Annotated in this window: 17 protein-coding genes and 1 rRNA gene; 12 read left to right on the top strand and 6 right to left on the bottom strand. The window is 38.7% G+C overall.

What is annotated here, in order from left to right; all coding sequences use genetic code 11:
* Positions 1 to 94: ribosomal RNA gene (gene rrf / locus ACMZ42_RS15620) — 5S ribosomal RNA — on the top strand; the annotation flags it as partial.
* Between the two features lie 188 nt (positions 95 to 282).
* Here the strand turns inward: rrf and ACMZ42_RS15625 are convergent.
* Positions 283 to 954 (bottom strand): LytTR family DNA-binding domain-containing protein, encoded by a 672-nt coding sequence (locus ACMZ42_RS15625; RefSeq protein ID WP_370079527.1) that lies wholly within the window; start codon positions 952 to 954, stop codon positions 283 to 285.
* 214 nt (positions 955 to 1,168) lie between these two features.
* Here ACMZ42_RS15625 and aceA point away from each other — a divergent pair, with 214 nt between their 5' ends.
* From aceA to ACMZ42_RS15660, 7 genes are all read left to right on the top strand, one after another.
* Positions 1,169 to 2,452, top strand: a complete 1,284-nt coding sequence (gene aceA / locus ACMZ42_RS15630) for an isocitrate lyase (protein ID WP_370079529.1) — start codon at positions 1,169 to 1,171, stop codon at positions 2,450 to 2,452.
* Between the two features lie 107 nt (positions 2,453 to 2,559).
* A complete protein-coding gene (gene aceB / locus ACMZ42_RS15635; protein ID WP_402874478.1) occupies positions 2,560 to 4,158 on the top strand; it encodes a malate synthase A in 1,599 nt (532 codons plus the stop codon).
* Positions 4,159 to 4,630: 472 nt separating this feature from the next.
* The gene (locus tag ACMZ42_RS15640; protein WP_370079533.1) at positions 4,631 to 5,026 is read left to right on the top strand and encodes a GntR family transcriptional regulator; all 396 of its coding nucleotides are present in this window, start codon (positions 4,631 to 4,633) and stop codon (positions 5,024 to 5,026) included.
* A gap of 3 nt (positions 5,027 to 5,029) precedes the next feature.
* Positions 5,030 to 6,127 carry a DUF1648 domain-containing protein gene (locus ACMZ42_RS15645; protein ID WP_415731966.1) on the top strand — a complete coding sequence of 366 codons (1,098 nt, stop codon included), beginning with the start codon at positions 5,030 to 5,032 and terminating at the stop codon, positions 6,125 to 6,127.
* 135 nt (positions 6,128 to 6,262) lie between these two features.
* Complete coding sequence (locus tag ACMZ42_RS15650; protein ID WP_415731967.1) at positions 6,263 to 6,934, top strand: response regulator transcription factor; 672 nt, start codon at positions 6,263 to 6,265, stop codon at positions 6,932 to 6,934.
* The gene (locus ACMZ42_RS15655) at positions 6,934 to 8,304 is read left to right on the top strand and encodes an ATP-binding protein (protein WP_415732006.1); all 1,371 of its coding nucleotides are present in this window, start codon (positions 6,934 to 6,936) and stop codon (positions 8,302 to 8,304) included. Before ACMZ42_RS15650 ends, ACMZ42_RS15655 begins: the two co-directional genes overlap by 1 nt.
* 76 nt (positions 8,305 to 8,380) lie before the next feature.
* The gene (locus ACMZ42_RS15660; protein WP_370079538.1) at positions 8,381 to 8,785 is read left to right on the top strand and encodes a hypothetical protein; all 405 of its coding nucleotides are present in this window, start codon (positions 8,381 to 8,383) and stop codon (positions 8,783 to 8,785) included.
* 391 nt (positions 8,786 to 9,176) lie between these two features.
* Here ACMZ42_RS15660 and ACMZ42_RS15665 read toward each other — a convergent pair whose 3' ends face one another.
* On the bottom strand, positions 9,177 to 11,114 hold the full coding sequence (locus ACMZ42_RS15665) for a tetratricopeptide repeat protein (RefSeq protein WP_415731968.1): 1,938 nt from the start codon (positions 11,112 to 11,114) through the stop codon (positions 9,177 to 9,179).
* A 406-nt stretch (positions 11,115 to 11,520) separates the two neighbouring features.
* Between ACMZ42_RS15665 and ACMZ42_RS15670 the strand changes: the two genes are divergently transcribed.
* The 4 genes from ACMZ42_RS15670 (at position 11,521) to ACMZ42_RS15685 (ending at position 15,378) form a co-directional block, all read left to right on the top strand.
* Positions 11,521 to 12,231 carry a glycosyltransferase family 2 protein gene (locus ACMZ42_RS15670; protein ID WP_402874493.1) on the top strand — a complete coding sequence of 237 codons (711 nt, stop codon included), beginning with the start codon at positions 11,521 to 11,523 and terminating at the stop codon, positions 12,229 to 12,231.
* A gap of 68 nt (positions 12,232 to 12,299) precedes the next feature.
* Positions 12,300 to 12,560, top strand: a complete 261-nt coding sequence (locus ACMZ42_RS15675; protein WP_004233098.1) for a metal-sensitive transcriptional regulator — start codon at positions 12,300 to 12,302, stop codon at positions 12,558 to 12,560.
* Positions 12,561 to 12,815: 255 nt separating this feature from the next.
* Positions 12,816 to 13,973 carry a transglutaminase domain-containing protein gene (locus ACMZ42_RS15680; protein WP_402874496.1) on the top strand — a complete coding sequence of 386 codons (1,158 nt, stop codon included), beginning with the start codon at positions 12,816 to 12,818 and terminating at the stop codon, positions 13,971 to 13,973.
* 103 nt (positions 13,974 to 14,076) lie between these two features.
* Positions 14,077 to 15,378, top strand: a complete 1,302-nt coding sequence (locus ACMZ42_RS15685; protein WP_415731969.1) for a transglutaminase domain-containing protein — start codon at positions 14,077 to 14,079, stop codon at positions 15,376 to 15,378.
* A 380-nt stretch (positions 15,379 to 15,758) separates the two neighbouring features.
* Here the strand turns inward: ACMZ42_RS15685 and ACMZ42_RS15690 are convergent, their stop codons facing one another.
* From ACMZ42_RS15690 to ACMZ42_RS15705, 4 genes are read right to left on the bottom strand one after another with little or no spacing between them, the layout of a single operon-like run.
* Complete coding sequence (locus ACMZ42_RS15690) at positions 15,759 to 16,706, bottom strand: N-acetylglucosamine kinase (RefSeq protein ID WP_415731970.1); 948 nt, start codon at positions 16,704 to 16,706, stop codon at positions 15,759 to 15,761.
* Positions 16,703 to 18,217, bottom strand: coding sequence for an argininosuccinate lyase (gene argH / locus ACMZ42_RS15695; protein WP_370079552.1), 1,515 nt, complete (start codon positions 18,215 to 18,217; stop codon positions 16,703 to 16,705). The genes ACMZ42_RS15690 and argH overlap by 4 nt, the downstream gene beginning before the upstream one ends.
* 27 nt (positions 18,218 to 18,244) lie before the next feature.
* The gene (locus tag ACMZ42_RS15700; protein ID WP_415731971.1) at positions 18,245 to 19,966 is read right to left on the bottom strand and encodes an ABC transporter permease; all 1,722 of its coding nucleotides are present in this window, start codon (positions 19,964 to 19,966) and stop codon (positions 18,245 to 18,247) included.
* A 12-nt stretch (positions 19,967 to 19,978) separates the two neighbouring features.
* Positions 19,979 to 21,049 carry an ABC transporter ATP-binding protein gene (locus ACMZ42_RS15705; RefSeq protein WP_370079556.1) on the bottom strand — a complete coding sequence of 357 codons (1,071 nt, stop codon included), beginning with the start codon at positions 21,047 to 21,049 and terminating at the stop codon, positions 19,979 to 19,981.
* Positions 21,050 to 21,137 lie beyond the last annotated feature (88 nt).

Genomic DNA, 21,137 nt, shown 5'->3' on the forward strand with positions numbered 1-21,137 from the left:
TCACACCCGTTCCCATACCGAACACGGAAGTTAAGCTCTTTAGCGCCGATGGTAGTTGGGGGCTTCCCCCTGTGAGAGTAGGACGTCGCTAGGCAATCTAAAGTCTGAGAATTTATTCTCAGACTTTTTTATTTTTTAGGCTGTCTTATACAACAAATGTATAGGACAGCCTTTTATTTTCAATCAACAAATGTTTTCTGTGCGAAAGCGAAGCGACAGCAACAAATGTTTTCTGTGCGAAAGCGAAGCGACAGCCACAACAACAATTACGCAAGGCAAAATCTAAAATTCAAGGGCGATTCGAAGATTATTTAAATAAGATTGGCTAACGGGTAATTCACTGCCATCCTTTAAAGTGACAATAAAATTAGAAGTAAGATCACGAGCCATTTTTTTTATGAAATGAATATTAACAATATAAGACCTGTGAATGCGAATAAAAGATGACGGTAGACGCATTTGAAGTTCTTTAAGAGTAATACTTGTTTTAAATTGTTCCCCCTCCACATAAAACCACGTTTTTTTCTGCAGGCTTTCAATATGAGAGATTTTTTCAATTGCAACAGGATTCCATTCCTCTTCTTGCTTTCCAGTTAAAAATTGAAAGGGCTCCAATTTCTTTTCGGTAAAGGTTGAAGGTAATACTACAACAAGTGCTGCAGGCACATCTAATATGTTTATAGGATAACCTATCCCATAATACGGTGTTTCGAATAAGGAATTATCTAAAACGGCATCTGTTCGTTTCCCCGTGCGTAGTACTTGCTCGGCAATGCTACCAGACTGTACTTGTTGACCAATTTCTAAGTTAATGTTTTGATGTCCAGAATGAAAATAGATATAGGAGTTTTCAGCAGCAATTGCAATGGATGAATTGGCTGGAACCCAGTCTTTTAACATTGAAATAAACTGTTGTGAAATATCTTTTGGCAAAGAATTAAGCTCATTGTTCATTGTGAATATCCCCCTTGTTTGTAAACAGTTTACCAAATTTCGTCGCCAAAAAAAGCGGTTTCATCATTAAAATTTGGTATTTTATCTAAAAATAATGAAAATTCAGATGTACTGTTATATATTAATTTATAACAAATAAACCTGTTATGGAACAGCGGATTAAAAGTTTTTTAACAGAGTATATTGTATACAAAGGGGAAGGTGGAATTTCAATATGTCAACACGTCAAGAAAAAATCCAAGCATTAGAAAAACAATGGGCAGAGAACCCTCGTTGGGCTGGTATTGAACGCGCATATTCAGCTGAAGAGGTTATTAAGCTACAGGGCTCTGTTGTACTTGAACAAACTTTAGCAACTAAAGGTGCGGCTCGACTTTGGAACTCTTTACACGAAGAACCATTCATTAATGCATTAGGTGCATTGACTGGTAATCAAGCTGTACAGCAAGTAAAAGCAGGATTAAAAGCAATCTACTTATCGGGCTGGCAAGTAGCTGCTGATGCTAACCTTTCTGGTCAAATGTACCCTGACCAATCCTTATATCCAGCAAACTCTGTTCCTGCAGTAGTTAAGCGTATTAACCAAGCTTTACAACGTGCAGACCAAATCGATCATGCTGAAGGACGTGTAGATCAATTTGATTGGTTCGCTCCAATCGTAGCAGATGCTGAGGCTGGTTTCGGGGGTCCTCTAAACGTATTTGAGCTTGTAAAAGGAATGATTGAAGCTGGAGCTGCTGGTGTTCACTTAGAAGACCAATTAGCTTCTGAGAAAAAGTGTGGTCACTTAGGTGGGAAAGTGTTACTTCCAACACAAAATGCTGTTCGTAACTTAATTGCTGCTCGTCTTGCAACAGATGTAATGGGTGTTGATACAATTTTAATCGCTCGTACAGATGCTGATGCTGCTGATATGGTAACATCTGATATCGATCCACGTGATGCTGAGTTTATTACTGGTGAACGTACTCCAGAAGGCTTCTTCCGTACAAAACCAGGCATTAAACAAGCGATTGCTCGTGGTTTAGCTTACGCGCCATATGCAGATTTGATTTGGTGTGAAACTTCTAAACCATCACTTGAGGAAGCTCGTGAATTTGCGGCAGCTATTCATGCTAAATTCCCAGGTAAATTGCTAGCATACAACTGCTCACCTTCTTTCAACTGGAAAGCAAATCTATCAGAAGAAGAAATCGCAGAATACCAACGCGAGCTAGGTAAATTAGGATATAAATTCCAATTCGTAACATTAGCTGGTTTCCACGCATTAAACCACTCTATGTTTGAGCTTGCACATGATTATAAAGATAATGGTATGGCCGCATACTCTAAGCTACAACAAGCAGAGTTTGCATCAGAATCAAAAGGCTACACAGCTACACGTCACCAACGTGAAGTAGGTACTGGTTACTTTGATGATGTATCTCAAGTTATCTCTGGTGGTACTTCTTCTACAACAGCAATGGCTGGTTCTACAGAAACAGAACAATTCGTTTAAGTTTCATAAAGTACGCGTATTCCTAAATTCATAATCATAGATTAGTCTCCTCCGCTCCTCCTAAAGCGGGGGGACTACTTAAATTCGCAAAGATGGGGGAATAACTGATGGAACAAGCAACAACAGGTAAGCTTAAAATTGTTGGGGAACAAAACGAGCAAACAAAAGAAATTTTAACACCAGAAGCCCTTGAGTTTGTTCTTGCCCTGCACGAGAAATTTGATGCTCGTCGAAAAGAGCTGTTAGAGGCCCGTCAAGAACGCCAAAAGCTTCTTGATGCAGGTGAGAAACTCGACTTCTTACCAGACACGAAGCATATCCGTGAGGGAGATTGGACAATTGCACCACTTCCAGCAGATTTGCAAGACCGTCGTGTAGAAATTACAGGACCTGTTGACCGTAAAATGGTTATTAATGCATTAAACTCTGGTGCAAGAATGTTTATGGCTTGCTTTGAGGATGCATCTGCTCCGACATGGGAAAACATGATTGGCGGTCAAATTAATATGCGTGATGCTATTAATAAGACAATTGAATTTACACAAGCATCAAATGGTAAAACGTATAAATTAAACGAAAACACAGCTGTGTTATTAGTTCGTCCACGTGGTCTTCATTTACTTGAAAAGCATGTACTAGTGGATGGCGAACCGATCTCTGGTAGTTTCTTTGATTTCGGTCTGTATTTATTCCACAATGCTAAAAATGCATTGGCACAAGGTACAGGACCTTATTTCTACTTACCGAAGCTTGAAAGCCATTTGGAGGCACGCTTATGGAATGATGTCTTTGTGTTTGCACAAGATTATATCGGAATTCCACAAGGGACAATTAAGGCTACTGTATTAATCGAAACAATTTTAGCAGCATTTGAAATGGATGAAATTTTATATGAATTACGTGAACATTCAGCTGGTCTGAATTGTGGACGCTGGGATTACATTTTCAGCTATATCAAACGTCTGCGCAATCAACCTGATGTAATTTTACCGGACCGTGGGCAAGTGACAATGACTGTACCATTCATGAAGGCATATACGTCTTTATGTATTCAAACATGTCATAAACGAAATGCTCCTGCGATGGGCGGTATGGCGGCACAAATCCCTGTTAAAGGGGATGACGACGCGAATGCTGTAGCTTTTGCAAAGGTTGCAGAAGATAAACGTCGCGAGGCAACAGATGGCCACGATGGTACTTGGGTAGCGCACCCGGGTATGGTTGCAACGGCTATGGAACAGTTTGATGCGATTATGACGACACCAAACCAAATCCATAAAAAGCGTGAGGATGTAAATGTTACAGCAGAAGATCTAGTAGCTGTTCCAAAAGGTACAATTACACTTGAAGGTCTTCGTATTAACTGTAGTGTAGGCGTTCAGTACATTGCTTCTTGGCTACGAGGCAACGGAGCTGCACCTATTAACAACTTAATGGAGGATGCTGCAACTGCAGAAATCTCTCGTACACAAGTATGGCAATGGATTCGCCATCCAAAAGGTGTCTTGGATGATGGCCGTGGTATTACATTGGCATTTGTACTAGTAACCTTGGAGGAAGAGCTTGTGAAAATTAAAGAGGCTGTTGGGGAACAAGCCTATAACAGTGGCCGCTATGAAGAAGCCGCTGAGCTGTTTAAATCTTTAATTGAACAAGACGAATTTGCGGAATTCTTGACGCTTCCAGGTTACGAGAAATTAGCTTAATCACGTAATTACGCCTCGGCATAATTGATTTGAGATACGAGTCTACTAAACGAACATATCCAAACTTTCCTAAATTGTTGTGGACTAAACTCGAATGGAGTCCACCTTATTCCACTAATGTAACGGGCGGGGTCTGTTCCCCCGTTCCTTACTGAAAAATGAACACGGTTACAAAAAGGGGTCTATTAATAAAAAGAGATTTAAATGGGGTGAAGGATGTCTTACGAGCTTAGATGGGGAGCTTGTAAGGCATTTTTTTATCTTCTAAAAAATGTTCCTGGGCCGACACCGGTAGTTGATGAAATTTATATTGCATAAGCAATAGTTACGAAATAGCTATAGTTGAAAGGGGATGTCTCAAATTAATGATGAGACATCTCCTTTTTTCGATTGTTCAATTGGTCTCCTTCATTATGCATAAAGAATGATTATTTGTTATATTAGCTATATAACAATTATGGAGATGATAGTAATGTTTATTCAAATAGAGCCACAATCTGATGTACCAATCTATGAACAGGTAACACGGCAAATTATTGAAGGTATTGCAAGAGGAGAAATGAAGCCAGGAGATACTCTACCATCTGTACGTAGTTTAGCGGCTGATTTGGGCGTAAATATGCATACGGTTAATAAAAGCTATCATGAACTAGAGGAAAAGGGGATCATTACTATTAGAGCTAAATCAGGTGCTATTATTCGTTCAACAGAAGAACGAGCGTTAACTCCTGAACAATTACAACAAATTGAAAAAAACTTAAAGCCTGTTGTGGTAGAAGGAATGGTGCTCGGGGCAACAGCTGAACAAATCGAGCACATGATGAAAAAGGTATTTTCTGATTTGCAAATACCTGCAGAAGGGGTGTAGTACATGCTACTTGGCGTTTTTTCAACCGTCTACATCATAACATTAGTTCTACAAGTATTTGTTCCATATATAGTACGTGAGACAATCATTTTTGGCGTTACTATACCTGAACAAAATGTAAAACATCCCGCATTACGTAATATGAAAAAGCATTATGCTCAATTCGTTGGAATATCTGGTGTCATGTTATTACTGATGATGATTGTTAGCTATTATTACTTTGCTCAATCTGAGTTCATGCAAAGTATTTTACTGCTAGGATGCTTATTTGCAATGCTTGCAATCAGTATGACATTATATTGGATAAACCATCAAAAAGTTTTAAAGCTTAAAAAGGAAGAGCAATGGGGCTTAAATATAAAACAAGTTCGTGCAGTTGACTTAACGGCACGTAGTCGTGATGAAATGCTTCCGTGGCCATTTTATGTAATCCCTTTTGGTGTTACGGTGTTTCTAATTATCTTTACATTCCGCCATTATGACCAAATACCAGATCGCATTGCTGTACACTGGGGGCCTAACGGTGAAGCGGATTCTTGGAGAAGCAAAACATATTTTACTGCGGTTTCACTACCGCTTGTTATGCTGATGATACAATGTATGATGTGGGGAACTGTAGATTCTATAAAGCGTTCAGCAATCAAGTTAGCTGTCAATCGTAAGGAAGAATCATTGGAAGATCAGTTAAAAAGCCGAAAGTTTATGAGTTGGAGCATTATGTTATTAAGCTATGCCTTTACAGTATTATTTACAGTATTACAGCTAAGCAACATCTATCCTTCAGTGACTACAGGAAGAAGTCTACTACCGGTATTTATTATGTTCTTATTGCTTGTTCTTGGCTCAGCCCTTGTTTACGCATGGAAAAAACGCCGGCTGAGGGTGAACTATGGAGACAATGTCGTTTCGGAAGTAATGGATGTTGATGAGGATCGCTATTGGAAGGGCGGATTAATTTATGTGAATCGTCAAGATCCTTCCGTTTTTGTAGAGAAACGCTTTGGGGTCGGTTGGACGATGAATTTTGCAAATCCACGTGGTTATATCGTAATTGGTTTGCCGTTACTTATACTGCTGTTGATTTCTTTCTTTTCGTTATAATATAAATGAAAGTTGTTATAGAAAAAATTCGCTACACTTCGGCATGGACAGCAAGGAACCCAAAGCTTGCAGATCGTCCGCGGAATGAAGCGGATTTTTTGTTACAGGAAACAAGTTGGATGGAGGTTGACCTGAATGAAAATTCTCGTTGTAGATGATGATGTACATATTTTACAGCTAGTGAATATTTATCTGACAAGAGAGGGCTATCAGGTGATACAGGCGGAAAACGGACAACAGGCTCTTAAACTACTTGAAGGAAACTTACCTGATTTGGCTGTTGTAGATGTTATGATGCCGGGAATGGATGGTTTTACATTAACCGAGATATTGAGCCAGGAGTACGATATCCCCGTATTGTTATTAACAGCAAAAGGCGAGCTAGAGGACAAGGAACGAGGGTTTTTGGCAGGCTCAGACGACTATGTTGTAAAGCCTTTTGAACCTAAAGAATTGCTGTTTCGCATAGCCGCGATATTGCGTAGACTCGATAAGAAAAATCAGGTAACCATCCAGGTGGGTAGACTCGTTATTGATCGTCGAAGTTTTGAGGTTGTCATCGGGGAAGATACACTTGTTCTACCTTTAAAGGAATTTGAACTTTTAGCATTACTAGCATCTCGTCCGAATCAGGTGTTTACACGTAGCTTTATTATGGAGCAGGTGTGGGGCTATGATTACGATGGAGATGAGCAGACTTTAAATACGCATGTGAAGCGGATTCGTGAGCGTCTTTATCGTTATAAATCAGGTGTTGAGATTACAACAGTGCGTGGTGTTGGATATAAGGTTGAGGTTATTGCATGATAAAAACGTTATATAGTAGATTTGTTGTCACGACGATGCTCGTTATGATCGGCAGCTTATGTATCGGCTTTTTAGCGACAAATACGTATTATCATCAAGTTGTGAAGGAAAAAAACGATGCTAAAAATGTGGAAATTGCGCAGGATATTGCGAAATATATTGAGTCTTCAAAGCCTAACGATTTAGATAATTATTTAACGACTCTTGGTAAAATAGGTTATCAAATTTATGTAACAACTGATGGCGAAGGGCATTTCTTCGGCGGTGAGTATCGTGATAAAACATTACCATCTAATACAGTCAAGCGTGTTTTAAACGGGGAAATTTATCATGGTATGCGTGACTTTCCAAAAGAGACTTTTGTGACAGGCTTTTTTGCGAATGAGTTAATTAATACGATAGGTGTGCCATTTACTTATGAAAATAAGCAGTATGCACTGTTCATTAGACCTGACATACGCTTGTTGTTCTCTGAAGTGCATACGATACTTGGTGGACTTATGCTTACGATGACAGTACTTAGTCTATTGGCAATGCTACTTTTTGCTAAGGCTCTAATCCGCCCAATTACACAACTAACAGAGGCAACATATCAGCTTGCACATGAAAAATTCGATACGCTACTGGAGATAGATCGAGCAGATGAGATTGGACAATTAGCAGTTAGCTTTAATGTTATGACCGAAAAATTACAGGAAAATGATCGAATACGTAAAGAGTTTATAAGTAATGTATCCCATGATTTTCAGTCGCCATTGTTGAATATTCAAGGCTATGTAGATTTACTAAAGAATCCTTTGCTGACCGACAAGGAAAGACAGGAATATACAACGATTATTGAGTTAGAAACGAAGCGTATGTCGACATTAACGAAGCAATTACTTTTACTTACATCACTCGATCAATCTACAAGGTTGTTAAAGCGTGAACCTTATCGTTTAGATGAGCAATTAAAGGAAACCGTAAGAAAATATCGCTGGCAGCTTGAAGACGCTAATGTACAATTATCGTATCAGCTTGAACCAGTAACATATGATGGCGATGCAGGGCTATTACAAAATGTGTGGGATAATTTATTGACGAATGCCATTAAATACAATGTTGAAGGTGGAGAAATTCATATTCACTTACAAGAATCCTCAACCTCAGTTGAAGTGCTTATTGAGGATAGCGGCATAGGAATGACTGCCGAGCAACTACAAAAGGTATTTGATCGCTTTTATCGAGTAGATGCGTCCAGAACAAAGCAAGGTACTGGTCTTGGACTAGCCATCGTGAAGCAAATTGCTGAGTTACATGGAGGAACGGTTCATATAGAAAGTGTTATGAATTCCGGCACAAAGGTACGTGTTCACTTACCAAAATTGTAATGAGGAGTTCATGTAAAGTTCATGTTCACGAGATAAACTGCTGACTAAGTTGAAAAAGCTTAGGAGGGGTTATCGTATGGAACAAAAATGGAGTATGCGCCTTATTCGTCTTGCTGCGATTTTTGCCTTATTGGGAACGTATCTAGGCTCACATATGTCTGGTTCAGGTAGTTATGAATATAGACCGATACATGCACATATTTTGCTCGTAGGTTGGTTAAGTATGTTTGCATGGGGGATTTTCTATCGTGCCTTTAAAGTGAAATCAAAAAAATTAGTAACAGCTCATGGTTGGACTGCAATTCTCGGTGTTTTTGGCTTAACACTAGGAATGTGGTTCTACAATTTGAATCCATTTAATTTTAGCAGAACGTTTACAATGATTTTCTTTATAGTAGGTGGAACAACACTATTAATTAGCTTTGCTTTATTCATCGTTGTAACATTTATGGTAAATCAAAAAGAAGAAATGAAAATCTAAAAAACATACCGTGTCACTGTCTTTAATGAGGTGACACGGTATTTTTTATGAAGAACAGTTTTGTGTGTGAATCTTTTTTTTACTCTTTGAAAGGTGAATTTCGATAAAATTCAGAAGTTGGTTGATAAAACATGAAAGTTTATCGATAAAACTAAAAGTTGGATGACATTCTGTTAAAACGTATGTCATGTGGATAGGTTGATTGGAGCGAGCCCATAGGGGAACGAAGGCTAAAACCATCACGTCCTGTGATAACGCCTTCGTGACCAACCTCGTGCTGCTGACGCTTCGTTAGCACTACGCTTTCGCGCAAAAAACACCCTGTTGCCCTACGCGGCTCATCTGACGCCTCGAAGAAAGCGCCTAACCCCACGTTATGCTTATAATCCCTTTATTTTATATTTTCAAGAGACTTCTTAAGCCATTTTGTTGCCTCAGTATAATCCTGTGCAACACCGTGTCCTTTTTTGTAAAGCATACCAAGCTGGAATTGTGCTTTTTGATGCCCTTGATTGGCAGCCAGTCGATACAGCTGGGCGGCCTTCGCAAAATCCTTTGGTACCCCTTGCCCATGACTGTGCATTTGAGCTAATTGATATTGTGCTTTGGCATGTCCCTTAATGGCAGCTTGTTCAATCCATTTTGCAGCCTCAGTATAATCCTGTTCGACACCTTTGCCCTTATCAAATAAATTACCAAGTTGATATTGAGCACCTGAATGTCCTTGGATGGCTGCTAGTCGATAGCAGCGTCGTGCCTCTTCTAAGTCCTGTTCGATCCCCAATCCATGCTCATATAATAACCCCAATTGATATTCAGACTGAATATGGGACTGATCAGTAGCGGCCCTCCACCATTTTACTGCTTCATCATAATTCAATTCAGCTTCATATAATAATCCGAGCTCGTACTGAGCATCAGCATAACCCTTTTCAGCAGCCACTTTGAAGTAAGAGAGAGCCTTCTCTGGTTGCTGGAGGTGGTATACATAAATACGTCCAAGCTCAAAGCCAGCACTTATATGTCCGTTGTTAGCGGCTAACTGCAACCATTTTTCAGCTAAAGTTATATCGTTTTCTTTAACATAGAGCACACCGAGACAGTATTGGGCATTCAAGTGTCCTTTATGTGCTGCGAGCTTAAACCATTTTATAGCCTCTAGATGATCTTGAGGAATACCTTGTCCAGTGTTATATAGCATAGCCAATTGAAATTCTGCATTTGTATGGTCTTGAAGTGCAGCTAAATGGAACCATTGCGCAGCTTCTTCAAAATTTTGCGAGATGCCTCGACCTTTAAGGTACATATAACCAAGATTATACTGAGCACTTGCATCACCAGCCAATGCAGCCATTTCAAAATAGGTTATAGCTTCCTCATAGCTTTGCTCGACACCAGTTCCATTGTGATAAAGGAACCCAAGATTATTTTGAGCGCTTGTATTCCCTTGATTGGCTGCTAGCATGTACCATTTTGCTGCCTCGGCAAAGTTTAGTGGCATACCGAGTCCTTGATTGTATAGGACCCCTAGATTGTACTGTGCATCTGCGTTTTCTAAATCTGCAGCAGCTTTATAATAATGAGCGGCTTCCTCATAATTTTGTACAACACCGTGACCTAAATGATAGAGCACGCCTAAGCTATAAAGCGCGTTTGCATCCTTTTGCGCAGCAGCGCGTTCATACCACATTTTTGCAACTGCATAATCCTTCTTAACGCCACGCCCTTGATTATAAAGAGCGCCTAAATTATATTGAGCACTTGCATTCCCTTGTTTTGCGGCAAGCTCAAACCAGTCTGCGGCGGTTTTATAGGCCTCGGATGATTGGTCATCTTGAAGTAGCGTATTAATATCAAAAGCTGAAGTTATATCTTCAAAGCTGGAGCCTTGGCGCATTAACTTTGCCTTTAAGGTACGGTCATAGCGATCGATAAACCATTCTACAATATCACTTATATAATCAAGAACAATTTTTGCTGCCTTAGCCTCCACAACTTCACTTCTATTACTAGAAGTCATTTTGCTTACAAGATTCATTAATAAATAAATGCGACGTGGATGGATTTTTGCAACAAAGCTACGATTATTGAGTAATGATCGAATATTTTTTAGCTTCGGTTCGGTATGCATTTCCAGCTTATAAAGTTCATATAGAATTTCCTCTAGTACAAGGAGTGATTTTTGAAGAGATATAGCTGGCTTTGCAATGGCGAGCGAGCTAGCATCCTGTAAATTATTAGCCAATTTAACCAAGTATAAAGCTTTTAATTTTGTACATTGATCTTGGAGAATTTCATATTGTATGACGATAGAACTCACCACTTTCATAACATTATTCTTTTTCTACTCATCACGAAATCTGGATGTTTAATTTGTTAAAACGTATACCGTGTATATTAGTTGATTGAAGTGGAGACTGGGCGCCCCCAGGAATCTTTGCTCTGTGCGAAAGCGAAGCGACAGCAATTGTTTTATCTGTGCGAAAGCGTAGCGACAGCAACAACAAATGTTTTCTGTAGCGAAAGCAACGCGTCAGCTACAAAGCGCCCAGTCGGAACGGAAATCAACCATACGCTACGAAGATATCCTCTTTTTTCATATATCGGGAAAATACCGTTATTGTTGAATTGTCCTCGATACATGATACTATTTGTTATAAGGAGATTCGTTGAAATTCAGTAACGATTACTAGCGAGTGCATATGTCAAAGTTTCATGTTATCCGGGGGATAGAAATGATGAAAAATATTGCAGTAATTATACCAGCCTATAATCCACAACAGTCACTTATAACCTATGTCCATCAATTATTAGCCACCACCATTAGCCAAGTTATTATTGTCAATGATGGCAGCGATCAAAAATATGCAGATGTATTTGAAGCGTTACAAAAGATTGACTGCTGTCGAGTACTAGAACATGGCAATAATATTGGTAAGGGAGGCGCACTGAAAACAGCCTTTATCTATGTAATGGAGCAAAGGGGGATGTTTCAAGGTGTTATTACAGTAGGTGCTCATGGCCAACATACGTTACAAGATGTAAAGCTAGTTTTAACAATGACAAAGGTATTTTCTGAAGGAATTGTGTTAGGAGTACGTAACTTCCATTCTTCGGACAGCACGTTTTTATCATATTGGGGTAATCGAACAACAAGTTTGTTTTTTGAAATCCTTTATCATAGAAAACTAATGGATACACAAACAGGTTTACGGTTTATTTCTATAAAGGAGCTACCATGGCTAATAAAAGTAAAAGGTGAACGATATGACTACGACACAAATATGTTAGTTGCTGCACTTAAAAGAAAATGTCCAATTTTTGAAGTAGAGATAGGTCAGCTACGAATAAAGAAAAATACAGTTATACAGTATGATGAAATAACAAATGCAGGATCAATTATTTCTAAAATGCTTATGAATTATTTAAAACCAAGGAAAAAATAGTTACAGTTAGGATAAAGAATAATAATTACTCAAGAACGTAGCGAGTATAGAAAGAAGGAGCTATGATGATGGAATATTCAGATCAAGTGAAAAATCGTGTGAAACGGATGGAAGGTCAGCTACGTGGAATTTTAAAAATGATGGAAGAAGAAAAGGACTGTAAGGCAGTCATTACTCAATTATCGGCAGTACGCTCAGCAGTAGATCGTACAGTTGGTGTTATTGTTAGTACGAATCTTTTAGAATGTGTACAAAATGCTGAAGGTGATGGCGAGAAAATGAATGAAGCTATTCAAGAAGCAGTCAATTTAGTAGTGAAAAGTCGTTAAATAAAGAGAAGCCTACCCTATAAAAAAAGATCATTAATATATAGAAAACTCACTTAAAAACAAGTGAGTTTTTATTTTTTTACAAAAATATAGTTTAATTCGATACTTATATTTTATTTTAGGGAATTTATACCTATGGTTCGTGTGTTATGTATACAGTTGAAAGTCACGGATAGTGAACTTGTCCGATAGATTTATAGTTCCTTTATCTGTTATTCTGATTACAAGAATATAACAAATGGAAGGTGATTTATTGTGAAGAAATGGTTGATAAGCGGAGCAGCATTACTGATGTTAAGTCCAACAGCAGCCTATGCTCAAAATGCAGACGCTCGCTCAGTAAATACTTCCTCTGTGTTTGCTTATAATGTAGTAGCTGATACAAAAGTAACAACTTGGGATCAATTCACAACAGAAATCGTAAAGCAATTAAATAATTTCGCTCCCGAAATTAAAATTACATATAGTGGATCAATGACTGATTTCAAAAAGAATTTTATGGAGTCCTTTGAAAAAGCACAGGAGCAAGCAGTCTATGCGAGTGGTCATATGGAAAGTACTGCTATTTCTGCAGACTCAACGGGCAATGTGACATTTAAAGTGAAGTATTTGACTAACCAAACACAAGAAGCGGCCGTACAAAAAAAGGTAGATCAAATATTAAAAACGATTATTAAGCCTTCAATGAAAACAGAATTCGAAAAAGTAAAAGCGATTAATGATTATATTGTGTCAAATACAGCATATGGTACTAAAACAAAGGCTAGTCCCCATAGTGCTTATGCATTGTTAATGGAAGGACAAGCTGTATGTCAGGGCTACGCGTTAACAACTTATAAAATGTTAGAACAAGCTGGGTTCGATGTAAAATATGTTGTGGGTACTGTTAATGGTAACGAGGCACATGCATGGAATTTAGTGAAGGTTGATGGTAAATGGTATCATTTAGATACAACATGGAATGATCCATTACCAAATCGTTTCGGTGCTTCTTCGTACGATTATTTTTTAGTAACGGATGCACAGCTTAAGAAAGATCATAAATGGATAGCATCAAATTATCCTGCTGCAACAAGTACAAATTATAGCTATATGCAAAATGTTCATTTTGCATATCAGGTTAATAATACACTGTACTTTAGCAATACGGCAGACAAAGATAAATTGTATACGCTTGATTTAGCAAGCGGTAAGAAAACAAAGGTCATTGATAGACGTGCCTTGTATATTACAGGAGCAGATAACTTTTTATATTTCAGTGATTACAGTAACAGTGGCTACTTAACAAAATTAAATCTTAAAACATTAAAAACTGAGGTGCTCGTGAAGCAAGCAGTTTCTGATTTAAGAATTAATGATAATTATTTAGTTTATAATGTTAATGGCAAAGAACAGAAGTTTAAAATAAAATAAACTTCAAATACTTATCTATTAATAAAATGAAAGCACAAAAGGACTTCCAAGTGAGTCCTTTGTGCTTTTTTTGTATATAATGAAAACAGGATAACGTTTGGAGGTGAGGATTTTGTGGAAAAAATTAGCCATTATCGTAATTTTAATTATTTTTATTGACCCTATTTATACGGCTGGTAAAGCAGTTGTGCAACAAGTAATGACTTGGTCAAATAATGATGAAATAGAAACGATGCTTCTTTCAACAAAGGACAAAATCATAGATGTTACTGCTAAACTTTCAGAGAATGCCTCCATTGAAACGGCCACACCTATAGAAGAAAAGCCAGAAGAAGGAGCCGTTACAGCGCCTGTAGCCAAAAAACCTGAAGCAAAGTTAGTTGTAACAAATGCAAAGGAAATGGCTGATGCGATGTATGCGTACTATAGTAGTTTTTCACCTACGTTTGAGATTCAATATAAAGGCGATACACAAAGAATTGAACAGCTAGTGGAAGAAGCCTATGAAAATGCTATAAAACGAGATGATTATGTATATGGACATATTAGTAAACATTCAATTCGTTTTGAATATGGAAGAAAAACAGCCAAAATCTTTGGAGAGCAAAGCTATTTAATGACACCAGAACAGGCAGCATTCGTTGAAATGAATGTGCAAGAGATTGTAGCCTCTATCAATGAGAAATCGTTAAGTGAAGTAGAGAAGGTTAGGGCGGTCAATGATTATATCGTCGCCAATACCGCCTATACGGATCAAACGAATTCAAGTCCACACAGCGCTTATACAGTGCTTGCAGAACATGGCGGCGTTTGTCAGGGCTATGCATTGCTCGCTCATTCGATGTTACAAAAGCTAGGTATAGAAACAAAATATATCGTAGGCTATGTCGGACAGGAGGGACATGCTTGGAATTTAGTAAAGCTGGATGGTCAATGGTATCACCTCGATACAACATGGAATGACCCGGTGCCTGATCGTAAAGGGGCGGTTCGCTATCAATACTTTTTAGTGGATGATCGAACGATGGCAAAGGATCATACGTGGATTGCTAACGACTACCCGAAAGCAACGAGTACGACGTATAACTACTTTCACAATGTAGATTTCGCTGCACAAGTAGGGCAACAAATATTTTATAGTAATGTTGCTGATGATAATAAATTGTATGTCCTTGATTTAAAAACAGGTAAATCGAAACGCGTCTCTAATTCGCGTGCACAGTACCTCGTTTATGCAGATGGCTGGCTATATTTTAGTAATTATTCACACGGAGCGTATTTAACGAAGATTCGTCCAGATGGAAGCGGAGAACAAATGTTAAATAGGGAAGAAACGAAAGATTTATTTGTGAAGGACAGCTATTTATATTTCACGACAAATGAACTGAAAAAAATGGCACTTTAATGTTAGAACGAAAAAGATGTGAATGACATGCCAGAAGTTACATTTTATGTGGAGTGGTTGATTGGAGTGGAGGTTGGGCGACTCCTTGGGGATCAGTAATAGAGGAACGAAGGCTAAAATCATCACGTCCTGTGATAACGCCTTCGTGACCAACATCGTGTTGGCTCAAGCGGCTCATCGGACGCCCCTAGGAAGCTTTGCTCTGTGCGAAAGCGAAGCGTCAGCAACAAATGTATTAACTGTGCGAAAGCGAAGCGTCAGCAACAAAGCGCCCAGTCGGAACGGAAATCAACCCCTCGTTTTACAGAAGAGTCATACTTTATTTAAATAGACACCTTAATTGAATAATAGTTTTTCAACAACATGAAGAGCCTATGACATTACAAACTGTCATAGGCCATTTTTGTTCGCTCTATAAGATAAAGGATAGGCTGATGCTGACATAGAGAAATCTCAATTTGTGGATACATCGATTTCATTTCATATGAAAAAGTTTTGAAAATTAATGGATTATGCTTAATGGCACCACCATTACAATAAAGGTTGAATGTATCGCCCTTATAGTCAATTTTTTTCAACACAGCGCATGCAAGGAGTACTAATTCTTGAGCACCACGCTTTGATATTTGAATGGCACATGAATCCTTTTTAGTCACGGCATCTGCCAAGAATGCACCCATTTTTGCAAGCTGCGCGTTCGTGTAGGATGGACGGAATAGCCAGGAAGCTAGCTCTGTAACATCTTGGATTCGTAAGTAATCATAGACAGGACTTTTTAATAGGGTCGGCTCACCACGCCCGTCTTCCATGCGGAAAATGGCGCGTATAACCTCTTGTCCTAACCAATAGCCACTGCCTTCATCTCCTGCACGATGCCCCCAACCACCTGCACGTACTATTTGTGTACCATCAAATGCGTACGCAATGGCTCCTGTTCCAGCAATGAGTAATGCGCCTGCCTGTCCAGCAGTAACACCAAGTAAAGTGGCTTGTGCATCATTTTCTATAATAAGCGTATCTATCTTTAACTGTAATGTAGATAGTGCACTATGAACGATTGCTGATACGGTTTCATGATCTTTGGGAGAATCAATCCCAGCCATTGCAAAGGTAGCAACAGCAATATTTGAATCATCATGCTGTTGTAAAAAGTCCTGCACATTTGCTAATAATGCTTGCAATATTTCTGTAGTAGATGCAGCACCGATTGCTTGATAATTCGTGCCACTTGTTGATGTTGTATATTTTATTTCACCAGACTCGGCATGTACGAGCGCACATGCCGTTTTTGTAGCACCACCGTCAATTATAAGTAGCCATTCCATCATTGATTCCATTCCTCGATTATTACTGTTAATTGTTTTTCTGCCTCAATAATCATAGACTCTTTCAAACTAACCCACTCTTTAAGGTTATGAGAATTTGCCTTGGAGCGTTCAAGAGATTCTTTCATCGTTACGGGCGCTGGACCACCAAATAATGTACGTACACCGACGAAAGTTTCTGGTTTTAATGTGCTATAAAAATCTTCCTCGGAAATTTTTAATGGTTTACCAGTAATTAATTTAGATTGTGTATTGGCAAGACCCCATGTAAGGCTTGCTAGAGATTCCTCCCCATGAGAGAGCAATACTTTAATACATTTACTAACAATACTATGTGCTTGGCGGAAGGAAATCCCTTCAGTGCGCACAAACGTATCGGCGAGCTCTGTCACATTGGCAAAGCTGTTTTCTGCTCGATTTCTTAGTTTTTTCTTGTTTACATCCATCGTGACAACAAGTGAACCAAATAGTTTGTAAATACCTATTAAACGGTCGATGGCGCGCCATAAATAAGGTTGCATATCATCCTCTGTGTCTACGATATCTCCAAAAGGTGTATTATGTACCATTTGTAATACTGTACTAGCATCACCAACAACTGCTGATAGCAATGAACGTGTATGCTCGATCGAAACAGGATTGCGCTTTTGTGGCATGATAGAGCTAACTTGCACGTACGGGCTTGCTAGCGTAAATGCATTGAATTCCTGTGTAGCCCATAGTAAGAAATCTTGGGATGTGCGGCCAAGATTAAGTGCCGCAAGTTGCACGATACTCGCTGCCTCTGCAATATAATCGGCACCAGCAACAGCATCCCACGCATTTTCGATAATATCATCGAATGCCAATAACTCACGCATGCGCTCTCGATTAATATTGAAGCCTGTTGTCGTTAATGCCGCAGCCCCCATGCTACTGCGGTTCACCGTTTTATAGACATGTTGTAAACGTTCAAAGTCTCGTTCAAGTTGATCGATGACAGCTTTCAAATAATGCGCAAAGGTTGTTGGCTGTGCCTGCTGCGTATGTGTATAGCCAATCATAATCGTATCAACGTGCTCCTCAGCAGCTGCGATTAAATCATCCCGTAATGTCAGTAATTCTTGCATAAGCAACAACAATTTTTTTCTTAAAGTCATGCGATAGATGGCAATGCCCATATCATTACGACTTCTACCAATGTGAAGATTCCCTGCAACATCACCAGCAAGCTCTATTAATTTATTTTCGATGCGGAAAAACAAATCCTCATATCGCGGGCTGTAATCCTCTATACGATAATAGTTCAAGTCTAGTTTTTTTAAAGCAGTACCAATTTCTTTAGCCTCTTCTTTTTTGACTAGACCCTGTTCTTCTAACATTTTTAAGTGTGCAATATTGATTTGCAACATAATTGTTAAAAAATTTTTCTTAGCTTCATCGTAAGCTGGTTGCAAGACAATTTTACGATAAATATTAGAAGGAAAGATCATCCCATCTTCTCGCTGGGTCTTGTTGCGGAAATCTTCAAACATAGTTATTGCCTCCTAGTAGATTGGCAGTTATATGGCCGAACCAGCACTGCCTTTAGATAACTTCTCGGAAATAATAAGTACAATTAAAATTAAACAAATTTGTAAGACACCATATGCACAAGCAGTTCCAAATTTAAAAGAATACAATTTTTGGAATATCGCCACTGATAATGGGATCGTTGACGTACTGTAAAGAAGAATAGACGCTACGAATTCGCCAAAGCTTTGAACAAGTGCTAGTAATGTACCTGCCAAAATGCCCGTAAATGTAAGTGGTAATACAATACGTCTAAATGAATACCACCATGTTGCACCTAAACTTCGGGATGCTTCTTCGATAGATTGATCTAATTGCACAAGTGATGCCGATGTTGATCGGAAAACAAGAGGTAAATGTCTAATAAAATAAGCTAACGGCAAAATCCAGAACGTCCCGATAAGAACCTGATTAAAGGAGAAGATATTTTCCGTACTAAAGGCTGCGATCAAATTGACAGCTACAACCGTACCTGGCAATGCCCAAGGAACCATGATTAAAATATCGAGTAATGTTTTACCTTTAAAATTTAACCGTACCATAGCATAGGCTGCCGCAACACCGAAAATGATATTGCCGATTGTGGCAACAATCCCCATTCGAACAGAATTCCAAATCGGTCGCCACGTCCGTTCATCTGTAAAAAGAGCGTGATAATGATCCAATGTATAGTCTGTTGGGAGAATTTGCGTTTTCCATGCACCATCAACGGAAAATGAAATTAATATAAGCACTAAAATCGGCAAAATTAAAATTAATGTACCTATGAAAGACGCAATAGTCGCCATAACTTTCATACGTCTTGAAGACACTTCAGATCGATGAACACTAATACCCTTGCTGAGATTTTGGTAATTTCGGCGGTTTTGATACCAGCGCATAATAATTAAAAAGGTAATGGACACAAAGGATAAAATCATAGATTGTGTCGCTGCCATATCTAAATTCCCATTCGTACGTGATAAATAGATTTGCATGGTCATCGTGCGTTCAACACCGAACATTAAAGGTGCAGTGTAGGATGCCATAGAAATCATAAATACGAGTAAGGATGAGGCAACAATCGAGGGTGTTAACATGGGCAGAATAACTTTTATCCATACTCGAACACGCCCGGCACCTAAGCTTGTTGCGGCTTCTTCTAAAGCTGGATCAAGACCTTTTATAGCTGCTGAGGCGGTTAAGTAGAAGTAAGTGTACATCGTGAATGCATGTACTATGATAACCCCCCATATGCCTTTTAATGAAAATGGAACTTGCTCTAAACCGAAAAGGTGCTGAAACGCACGTGGGAAAATACCACTCTCACCATACAAAAATGTAAAGGACAGCACACCTACTAACGGCGGAAGAGCCATGGGTACCAATACTAAAACAGAGAGTATTCGTCTGCCTGGGAAATCATAGCGTTCCAATAAAAATGCCATAGCTACACCGACGATTGCACAGCAAATAACACTGATAACGGATATATAAATACTAGTCCACAATGCCTCTATATTTGCTGGGCTAGCTATACTAAAGAAATTTTTATAATTAGATAGTGCATCATCACCAGAAAAGCTTTCTGTAAAAGTTTGATAGAACGGGTATACTACATAGGCAAACAACACTAAAAATAAAGGTGCAACTAAAATATAGACAAACCAATTTGACCTAGTTAGTCGTGTCCATGCATTTCCTTCAGAAGGATTGAGGTGTGTTTTTTCCATGTTGTTACCCTCCTATTCTCCCAAAAAATACAGTGAATCTTGGGCTATATTTAAGGTGATGTCTTCGCCAATCTTTTTTAAGTGACCGTTCATATTGATAATCATTACTTTTAGTGAAAAATCTAGACATTCTACAATATAGTTCACACTAATTCCTGTAAATTCAACAAAAGTGATTTTACCTGTTAATGTGTTTTCACCAGTACCTTGATTAATAGATTCAGGACGAATAGAAATAAACACTTTGTCTCCAATCATATGCGTTAAAGTGGGGGAGCTTTGTTGCTTTCGCCCAGTCAAAACAAGTCCACTTGCTGTTTTTACTTGTACATCGTCACCATTAACAGCATCAATTATCGCCTCAATTAAGTTTGTCTCACCAATAAAATCTGCGACGAAGCGGTTAGAAGGTCGATTATAAATTTCTTGCGGAGTACCGACTTGTCTGACGTTCCCATTTTCCATGACCATTATCCGATCTGACATGGACATAGCTTCCATTTGATCATGCGTAACATAGATGGTTGTAACACCGAGCTCGGATTGAATACGTTTTATTTCAACGCGCGTTTCTTCGCGTAATTTAGCATCTAAATTCGACAATGGCTCGTCTAACAATAAAATATCGGGCTCTATCACAAGTGCTCTTGCCAATGCAACCCGTTGCTGCTGCCCACCAGATAATTCATTAATTTTCCGATTACCATATTGCGATAAATGAACGAGCCCTCTAATACGGTCAACCTTTTGTTTGATCTCCGACTTCGAAAATTTTCGTACTTGTAAGCCAAAGGCAATATTTTCATCTACCGTCATATGTGGAAAGAGGGCATAATTTTGAAACACCATACCGATGTTCCGCTTATTAGGTTGAAGCCTTGTCACATCAAAATCATCAAAAAGAATTTTCCCTTCGCTTGGGTAATAAAAGCCGGCTATCATCCTTAATGTAGTCGTTTTTCCACAACCACTTGGGCCGAGGAAGGTGAAAAATTCACCAGCTTTAATATGAAGATCTAAATCTTTTACGCCATGAATGTGACCGAACTTCTTAGAGACATTTTTTATTTTGACACTTTTCAACTGAAATGCTCCTTTCCCGTTAGAAAATTAGTTACATGAAGCCTCGAGCAAAAATATACTCGAGGCTTAAAGATATGAACAATATTCA

The organism is Lysinibacillus sp. NPDC056185, from assembly GCF_047737915.1.
Taxonomy (GTDB): domain Bacteria; phylum Bacillota; class Bacilli; order Bacillales_A; family Planococcaceae; genus Lysinibacillus.

Excerpts from the sequence above, each read along its gene's own strand:
- argH (WP_370079552.1), bottom strand. The coding sequence starts at position 18,217 with ATGTTTGAAGATTTCCGCAACAAGACCCAGCGAGAAGATGGGATGATC.
- ACMZ42_RS15625 (WP_370079527.1), bottom strand. The coding sequence starts at position 954 with ATGAACAATGAGCTTAATTCTTTGCCAAAAGATATTTCACAACAGTTT.
- ACMZ42_RS15690 (WP_415731970.1), bottom strand. The coding sequence starts at position 16,706 with ATGATGGAATGGCTACTTATAATTGACGGTGGTGCTACAAAAACGGCA.
- ACMZ42_RS15650 (WP_415731967.1), top strand. The coding sequence starts at position 6,263 with ATGAAAATTCTCGTTGTAGATGATGATGTACATATTTTACAGCTAGTG.
- aceB (WP_402874478.1), top strand. The coding sequence starts at position 2,560 with ATGGAACAAGCAACAACAGGTAAGCTTAAAATTGTTGGGGAACAAAAC.
- ACMZ42_RS15665 (WP_415731968.1), bottom strand. The coding sequence starts at position 11,114 with ATGAAAGTGGTGAGTTCTATCGTCATACAATATGAAATTCTCCAAGAT.
- ACMZ42_RS15640 (WP_370079533.1), top strand. The coding sequence starts at position 4,631 with ATGTTTATTCAAATAGAGCCACAATCTGATGTACCAATCTATGAACAG.
- ACMZ42_RS15660 (WP_370079538.1), top strand. The coding sequence starts at position 8,381 with ATGGAACAAAAATGGAGTATGCGCCTTATTCGTCTTGCTGCGATTTTT.
- aceA (WP_370079529.1), top strand. The coding sequence starts at position 1,169 with ATGTCAACACGTCAAGAAAAAATCCAAGCATTAGAAAAACAATGGGCA.
- ACMZ42_RS15675 (WP_004233098.1), top strand. The coding sequence starts at position 12,300 with ATGGAATATTCAGATCAAGTGAAAAATCGTGTGAAACGGATGGAAGGT.
- ACMZ42_RS15700 (WP_415731971.1), bottom strand. The coding sequence starts at position 19,966 with ATGGAAAAAACACACCTCAATCCTTCTGAAGGAAATGCATGGACACGA.
- ACMZ42_RS15670 (WP_402874493.1), top strand. The coding sequence starts at position 11,521 with ATGATGAAAAATATTGCAGTAATTATACCAGCCTATAATCCACAACAG.
- ACMZ42_RS15645 (WP_415731966.1), top strand. The coding sequence starts at position 5,030 with ATGCTACTTGGCGTTTTTTCAACCGTCTACATCATAACATTAGTTCTA.